Source organism: Variovorax sp. 01T439_2 (assembly GCF_056398445.1).
Window position 1 is genome coordinate 1 of the sequence record NZ_JBFTPJ010000201.1, and the last position, 7,452, is coordinate 7,452.

8 protein-coding genes are annotated in these 7,452 nt (G+C 69.8%); all 8 read right to left on the reverse strand.

Annotated features, from left to right (window positions below):
• Positions 1–125: 125 nt before the first annotated feature.
• Positions 126–965, reverse strand: coding sequence for an SDR family oxidoreductase (locus AC1DOC_RS11835; RefSeq protein WP_478080832.1), 840 nt, complete (start codon positions 963–965; stop codon positions 126–128).
• Positions 966–973: 8 nt separating this feature from the next.
• The gene (locus AC1DOC_RS11840) at positions 974–1,810 is read right to left on the reverse strand and encodes an IclR family transcriptional regulator (RefSeq protein WP_307592395.1); all 837 of its coding nucleotides are present in this window, start codon (positions 1,808–1,810) and stop codon (positions 974–976) included.
• A 44-nt stretch (positions 1,811–1,854) separates the two neighbouring features.
• The gene (locus AC1DOC_RS11845; RefSeq protein ID WP_478080831.1) at positions 1,855–2,730 is read right to left on the reverse strand and encodes an alpha/beta fold hydrolase; all 876 of its coding nucleotides are present in this window, start codon (positions 2,728–2,730) and stop codon (positions 1,855–1,857) included.
• 17 nt (positions 2,731–2,747) lie between these two features.
• Positions 2,748–3,296, reverse strand: a complete 549-nt coding sequence (locus AC1DOC_RS11850; RefSeq protein ID WP_478080830.1) for a cupin domain-containing protein — start codon at positions 3,294–3,296, stop codon at positions 2,748–2,750.
• 34 nt (positions 3,297–3,330) lie between these two features.
• Positions 3,331–4,146, reverse strand: coding sequence for an SDR family oxidoreductase (locus AC1DOC_RS11855; protein WP_478083381.1), 816 nt, complete (start codon positions 4,144–4,146; stop codon positions 3,331–3,333).
• 9 nt (positions 4,147–4,155) lie between these two features.
• The gene (locus AC1DOC_RS11860) at positions 4,156–5,142 is read right to left on the reverse strand and encodes a Bug family tripartite tricarboxylate transporter substrate binding protein (protein ID WP_478081336.1); all 987 of its coding nucleotides are present in this window, start codon (positions 5,140–5,142) and stop codon (positions 4,156–4,158) included.
• 186 nt (positions 5,143–5,328) lie between these two features.
• Positions 5,329–6,585 carry a D-amino acid dehydrogenase gene (locus AC1DOC_RS11865; RefSeq protein WP_478129842.1) on the reverse strand — a complete coding sequence of 419 codons (1,257 nt, stop codon included), beginning with the start codon at positions 6,583–6,585 and terminating at the stop codon, positions 5,329–5,331.
• Between the two features lie 57 nt (positions 6,586–6,642).
• On the reverse strand, positions 6,643–7,452 hold an 810-nt coding region (locus AC1DOC_RS11870), incomplete at its 5' end, for a 2-dehydropantoate 2-reductase (protein WP_478129843.1).

Genomic DNA, 7,452 nt, shown 5'->3' on the forward strand with positions numbered 1-7,452 from the left:
GCGCGAAGGCATCGAGGATCGGCATGTTGTGGATCGAGATCACGCCGAAGGCCGCCTTGACGCCGCACTGTTCGAGAAAGGCCGCGACGACTGCGCCGACCGTGACCGTGTTGTTGTTGTTGGGGTTATGCATGGCGCGAAAGGCCTCCAGAGATATCGATGTGGCTGCCCGTCGTGTACGACGCGAGCGGCGAAGCAAGAAAAAGAATGGCGCGTGCCGCTTCGGTCGGAAGCCCCAGGCGGCCCAGCGGGATGTGCTTGTTCTGCGCGAGCTGGCCGCTCCATGCGGCCCAGTCCTGCGACTTGTCTTCGCGCGCCTCGAAGCGGCGGCGCCACTGGCCCGACTCGACCAGGCCGATCAGGATGCCGTTCACGCGCACGCCCTGCGGCGCGAACTCGGTGGCCATCGAGCGCACGAGGTTCAGCAGGCCGGCGCGCGCGGCCGAGGTGGCGACCATGTGCGGCTCGGGCTGGCGCGCGAGCAGCGAGTTGGCGCAGACGATGGCGGCGTCGCCGTGCACGCTGCGCTGCGCCGCGAGCTGCGGCAGGAAGGCGCGCGTCGGGTTGATGACCGAGAAGAACTTGAGCTTGAGCTCTTCGGTCCAGGCCGCGTCGTCGGTGTCGGCGAAGGTGGAGACGCGCCCCTGCCCCGCGTTGTTGACCAGCATCGAGGCCGGGCCGAGCGCGGCCTCGCTGGCGGCCGCAAAGGCGCGCACCGAAGGGCCGTCGAGCACGTCGCAGGGCTGCGCGAAGAGCCGCGCGCCCGCGTGCTTCTCGCGCAGGCCGGCCACCGCGCTGTCGAGCCGCCCGGCATTGCGGCCGCACAGCGCCACCGCGGCGCCGCATTCGAGCAGCAGCTCGACCGTGGCCAGGCCGATGCCCGAGGAACCGCCCGTGACCACGGCCACGCGGCCCGCCAGCGCGTCGGCGGCGAAGAAGGAAGAAGAAGTAGATGGCTGTGTCATGGCGTGGTTCATGCGCTGCGAAGCGGCACCACCTTTTGCGCGCGGGCGGGCGAATAGTTCAGGAGGCCCGAAATTTCTTCGGCGGTGGCGCGCACGCGCTGCACCATCTCGTCCATGCGGTTCTCCTCGATGTGGCCCGAGGTGATGGTGGCGCCCAGCGCCGCCACGATGTGGCCGCTGTGGTCGCGCACCGGCGCCGCGATGCTGGAGATGTTCGATTCGAAGAAGCCTTCTCCCAGCACGTAGCCGCGCGTGCGGTCGGCCTGCACCATGTCGAACAGCTCGCTCACGGTGGTGGGCGTGCTCGGCGAGAAGGTCTCGAGCCTGTCTTCCGGGTAGAGCGCGCGCAGCTGCGGCAGCGTGAGGTCTTCGAGCAGCACGCGGCCGAGCACCGTGGCATGGGCCGGCAGGCGCGTGCCCACGGTGACCGAGCTTGCGAACGGCGTGGGCGGCGCCACCTTGGCCACGTAGACGATGGAGCGGCCGTCGCGCACCACCAGGTTGCAGGGCGTGCGCAGCTCGTCGCACAGGCGGTTGAGCAGCGGCGCGCCCAGCTGAGTGAGCTCCAGCGAGGCCAGGTATTCGAAGCCCAGGCGCAGCACGGCCAGGCCCAGGCGGTAGTCGCGCCCGCCTTCGGCGCGCTCGAGGAAACCCATGTTCTCCAGCGTGGTGAGAAGCCGGAACACGGTCGAGCGCGGCAGGTCGAGGCGGCGCCCCAGTTCAGGCGCGGAGAGCGTGCGGCTCTCGCGGCTGAACTCGCACAGCACGCGCAGGCCCCGTTCGAGCGCCGGCACGTTGTAGCGCTCGCCGCCCTCTTCCATTGTCTCGTTGTCGTTGGTGGCCATGGTGGTTCGTTTTTCCCTTTGGTTGTCTTGTCGTGTGTCTTCTGTCAGGCGGCCAGCACTTCGCGCAGCAATGCGGCAACGGCCTGCGGCTGCTCCACGTAGCTCGCATGGCCGGCATCGGCAATCGATTCGAGCGGCACGCCGCAGCGGCGCGCGACCTCGGCGCAGGCCTCGGGCGTGGTGACGGCATCGAGCGCGCCACAGGCCACGCGCACCGGCATGGCGGGCGGCAGGTCGGCCAGCAGGTCGGCATTGCACAGCAGCTCGACGGCCTGGCGATAGCCCCCGTCGCTCAGCTGCGCCATGTTCCATTGCACCCACTGGCGCGCGCGTTCGCTGGCGTTGCCGGACACCAGCCGGCCTGCGCGCTTCGCGGCCATGTCCGCAATGCCGAGCTCGTCGAGCGTGGCAAGCCGCTCGGCGCGCACCTTGCGGCGGGCTTCCTCGCGCTGCGGGGCGCCATAGCCGGCCGCGGGGCTGACGAGCACGAGACGGCGGATGCGCAAAGCCAGGGCAGAATCCTTGCCCGCCGCGCAGCCCGCCGTGATCGCGCCGAGCGAATGGCCGACCAGCACGCAGGACTGGATGTCGAGCGCATCGAAGAGGCCGTGCAGCCGCTGCGCGTAGTCGGCCGCGGAAGGCGCCGCAGGCGCGAGCGGCGTCGAGGCGCCATAGCCCGGCGCATCCCACGCGATCACGCGGGCCTGCGGCGCAAGCAGCAAGGCAAGGCCGAGCCACGAGGCCGCACCCGAGCCGATGCCGTGCAGGCAGACGATGGCCGGGCCCGCGCCGCATTCGCGCACCGACACCACGGCACCGCCGCCCACCGGCACGGCGCGCGCCGGAAAGCGGGCCTCCAGCAGCGCCAGCTCGGAAGCGGGCAAGGCGCTCTGCGCGTGGGTGGCAATGGCGTCGTTCATGGCCTCTTTCTTTTTCTTCAGCGCTTGATCTTTGCGAGCGGATGGTCGGCCGGATAGGTCGGCGTCACGGGCTTCTTGGCGCCGAGCATCACGCACATCAGCGCGTCTTCGTCGCCGATGTTGATTTCTTCGCGGTATACGCCGGGCGGCACCGAGATCAGGTCGCGGTCCGTCATGATGGTTTCGAAGCGTTCGCCGTCTTTTTCGATCACCACCTTGAGCTTGCCGCGGATCAGGAAGAACACTTCCTCCACGTCGGTGTGCAGGTGCGGCGGGCCTTCATGGCCGGCCGGGATCACCATGGTGGAGAAGGTGAAGTGCTCGGCCGGCACGGTGTTGACGTCTTTCGCAACGCCGGTGCCGCCGGTGCCCACGTAGCGCATCTGCGCGCGGCGGAACTTGGGGTCGAGGTCGGCCTGGAACTTGAGCGCATCCCAATCGTACTTGCGGGTTTCGTAGCGCGCGATGCGGCTGTTCATCCACTCCGTGAGGCTGCTGCCTTCGGGCTGCGCCAGCGTGCTGCCGGCGGTATCGGTGATCTTCTGCTGTTCGGACAAATCGCTCATCGTGTTCACTCCATTCGTCGGAAAAAAATCTGAATCAGTGCATCGCAAAGCCGCCGTTGACGGCCAGCAGCTGGCCCGTCACGAAGCGCGCGAGGCCGGAAAGCAGGTACAGCGTGGCACCGCAGACATCGGCGGCCTGCTGCTCGCGCGGGATGGCGCGGCCTTCGAGGTACTTCTGGTGGCGCGCCATCGGCACGTACTCGGTGGCTTCCACCAGCGTGAGGCCGGGCGCCACGGCGTTCACCGTGATGTTGTCGCCGCCCCACTCGCGCGCCAGCGAGCGCGTCATGGCAATGACGGCGCCCTTGCTCGAGGCATAGGCCAGCAGGTTGGGCGCGCCCCACAGCGCCGTGTCGGACGCGAGGTTGACCACCGCGCCGCGCCCGCTGGCAGCAAGCGCGGGGCGGCAGGCCCGGCCCATGAGCCAGGTGCCGCGCACGTTGACGTTCATCACGCGGTCCCAGGTGCCGACGTCGAGCTGGTGCGCATCGCGTCCGCCCGAGTTGGTGATGGCCGCGTTGTTGACGAGGCCGTCGAGCCCACCGAGCAGGCGAAGCGCTTCCGCCGCGCAGGCTTCGATCGAGGCCGGCTCCGACAGGTCGACTTCCAGCGCATGCGCCCGGTGGCCGGCATCGCGCAGCGCCTTGGCTTCGCCCTGGGCCAGCTCGCCGAGGATGTCGGCCAGCACCACCTGCGCGCCGGCCGCCGCGATGCACTGCGCAAACGCAAGCCCCAGCCCGCGCGCGCCGCCGGTCACGAGGATGCGGCGGCCCGCCAGCAGGTTGGCGGGCAGCTCGGCCAGCAGGGCTTGCAGGCTCGAGGGATCGGGAACGGCTTTGGGTTCGGTCATGGTGCTTTTTCAGTCGGCCTGGATGCCGAGCTCCTTGATGACCTTGCCGAAGCGCGCAAAGTCCGCGGCGTTGGTCTTGCCGAGCACGTCGGCGCTGCCGCCCACGGGCGTGGTGCCCAGCACGGCCATGCGCGAGACGATCTCGGGCATCTTCAGGATCTCGTTGAAGTGGGCGTTGAGCGTCTTGACGATTTCGGGCGGCAGGTTGCGCGGGCCCCAGAGGCCGTTCCAGGCCGTGACCTCCACGTCCTTGTAGCCGAGCTCCTGCAGCGTCGGCACCTTGGGCGCGAGCGCCGAGCGCTCGTGCGAGGCCACCGCGAGCGGCAGCATCTTGCCGTTGGCAAGGTACGGCGCCACCGGGCCCAGCGTGATGAAGGTGGCGGGCACGTGGCCGCCCAGCACGTCGTTGACCGCCGGCGCCACGCCCTTGTAGGGCACGTGCCCGAGGCTCACGCCCGCGGCGCGGTTGAACATCTCGCCCAGGATGTGCATCGGCGAGCCGCTGCCCGGGCTCGCAAAGGTCAGCGGCTTGCCGCCCTTGGCCGCGGCCACCAGGTCCTTGGCGCTTGCGAGGCCGCTGGCGCCGCCCGCCACCAGGAACAGCGGCTGGCTGCCGGTCTGCACGATCGGCGTGAAGCCGTTCAGCACGTCGTAGCCCGAGGTGCCGCCCGTCTTGAGCACCAGCTGCGCGATCGAGAAGGTGCTGGGCGAAAGCAGCAGCGTGTAGCCGTCGGGCTGCGCCTTCGAGACATAGGCGCTGCCGATGATGCCGCTGGCGCCGGGGCGGTTGTCGACCACCACGGGCTGGCCCACGCGCGCCGACAGCTTCTCGGCGAAGAGCCGCGCCAGCGCGTCGGTGTCGCCTCCGGCCGGATAGGCGACGACCAGCGTGATCGGCTTGCTCGGATAGCTGCTCTCGGCCCTGGCGGGCCCCGTGGCGCAGGCGACGCCGAAGGCGAGCGCGGCTGCAATGGCTTGTCGGCGTGTGGATGGCATGGCGTTCGTGGGGTGGATCTGTCTGTTTCACTAATGAAACGGTGATTTATTAATGGAACGAGACGAAGAATACCGAGTACCAATGGCTTCGTCAATCTAGGTACAAACCCTTGAATCCGGCGCGCAGGGCCGCGCCCGCCGTGCGGGCGGCGGGTGTTTCTCAGGCGGGTTGTCCGGCTGCCCGGCTCAGGCGCCGTAGCGCGCCACCGTCAGGCCTTCCATGTCGATGGCGGGGCTTCGGCCATCGATCAGGTCGGCCATCACGCGGCCGGTGCCGGCCRCCATGGTCCAGCCSAGSGTGCCGTGGCCGGTACTCAGCATCAGGTTGGGAATGCGCGTGGCGCCGATCACCGGCGTGCCGTCGGGCGTCATGGGGCGCAGGCCGGTCCAGAAGGAGGCGTCGCGCACATTGCCGCCCTTCGGAAAGAGATCGGTCACGACATGCTCGAGCGTGTCGCGCCGCCTTGCGTCGAGCCGCAGGTCGAAGCCCGAGAGCTGCGCGGTGCCGCCCACGCGGATGCGCTCGCCCAGCCGCGTGACGGCCACCTTGAAGGTCTCGTCCATCACGGTGGATTCGGGCGCGCCGCTGGCATCGGAGATGGGCACGGTGATCGAGAAGCCCTTGACCGGGTACACCGGCAGGTCGATGCCCAGCGGCTTGACCATGGCCGGCGAATAGCTGCCGAGCGCCACCACGTAGCGGTCGGCCGTGAAGCGGCCGGCGTCGGTGCGCACGCCAGTGACGCCGCCGGCGCCGTGCTCGATGGCCTGGATGCCCACGCCGAAGCGGAACTTCGCGCCGGCCGCCTCGGCCAGCACGGCCAGCGCCTGCGTGAACTTGAAGCAGTCGCCGGTTTCGTCGCCCGGCAGGCGCAGCCCGTCGACGAACTTGTTCTTGACGGCCGCGAGCGCCGGCTCGTACTGCACGCAGCCTTCGCGGTCGAGCACCTGGTAGGGCACGCCGGAGGCCTGGAGCACTTCGACGTCCTTGGCGATGCCGTCGAGCTGCTTCTGGGTCCGGAAGAGCTGCAGCGTGCCGAGCGCGCGCTCGTCGTAGCGGATGCCGGTGTCGGCGCGCAGCGCCTTGAGGCAGTCGCGGCTGTATTCGGCAAGCCGCACCATGCGGCCCTTGTTGAGCTCGTAGCGCGCCTGCGTGCAGTTGCACAGCATCGACAGGCCCCAGCGCCACATGGCCGGATCGAGCATGGGCTTGATCACCAGCGGGCTGTGCTGCATGAGCATCCACTTGATGGCCTTGAGCGGCACGCCGGGCCCGGCCCAGGGCGCCGAATAGCCGGGCGACACCTCGCCCGCGTTGCCGAAGCTGGTTTCGAGCGCGGGCGCGGGCTGGCGCTCGAGCACCGTCACGTCGTGGCCGGCGCGCGCCAGGTAGTACGCCACCGAGGTGCCGATGACACCGCTGCCGAGGATCAGAACCTGCATGAGAACACTCCCTTGAAACCATGCGCACCGATGGCCCCAGAGGGTACAGCGTCCGCGCTACGACAGGCCCAGTGCGTCTTGCAATTGCCGTGCCGTCCAGCGCCGGGGCTGGGCGGGCCACTCCTCGAGCAGCGCGAACATCCTTGCGTTGCGCGGCGCCTCCAGGTCCTGGTCCTGCGCGAGGCGCACGACCTCGCCGCTGAGCGCATCGATCTCGGTGCGCCGCCCGAGCGCCAGGTCGTCGGCCATGCTCGAGCGGGCCTTGGCATCGATGCGCAACATGCGCGCCGCGACGATGCGAAACAGCCAGTCGGGCAGCCGCAGCACCGCCGACAGCCGCTGCGCCGGCACCGCGGCCACCTGCGCGGGCGCGATGCCGGCGCTGCCCAGCACGCCGAGCGCCTCGTCGATCAGCGCCGCAAAGCAGCGCCGGTAGCCGCGCTGCAGCAGCTCGTCGCGCAGCGGCAGGCCCGAGAGCGCATTGACCGGGTTGTTGAGGTTGAGCAGCAGCTTGCCCCACTGCACGGGAAGCAGGTCAGGGTAAAGGTCGAGCGGCACGCCGGCCCGCGCGAAGACCGGCAGCCAGGGCCGTAGCGCCGCATCGTCCTGCGCCGCCAGCCGGCCGGCCGTTCCGCGGTGGAAGGCACCGGGCCCGATCTCGGCCACGTTGTAGGGCACCATGCCCGGCAGCACCTGGAGCGTGGGCCCCACGCGCGACGCCGAGGCGCAGTTGGAGATGCCGTTCTGCAGCGAGACGACCAGCGTGCCCGCGGGCAGCGCAAAAGCCAGTTCGGCGGCGGCACTGGCTGTGGCACCGCTCTTCACGCACAGCAGCACCAGCGACGGCATCGCGCCGACGGGCACCTG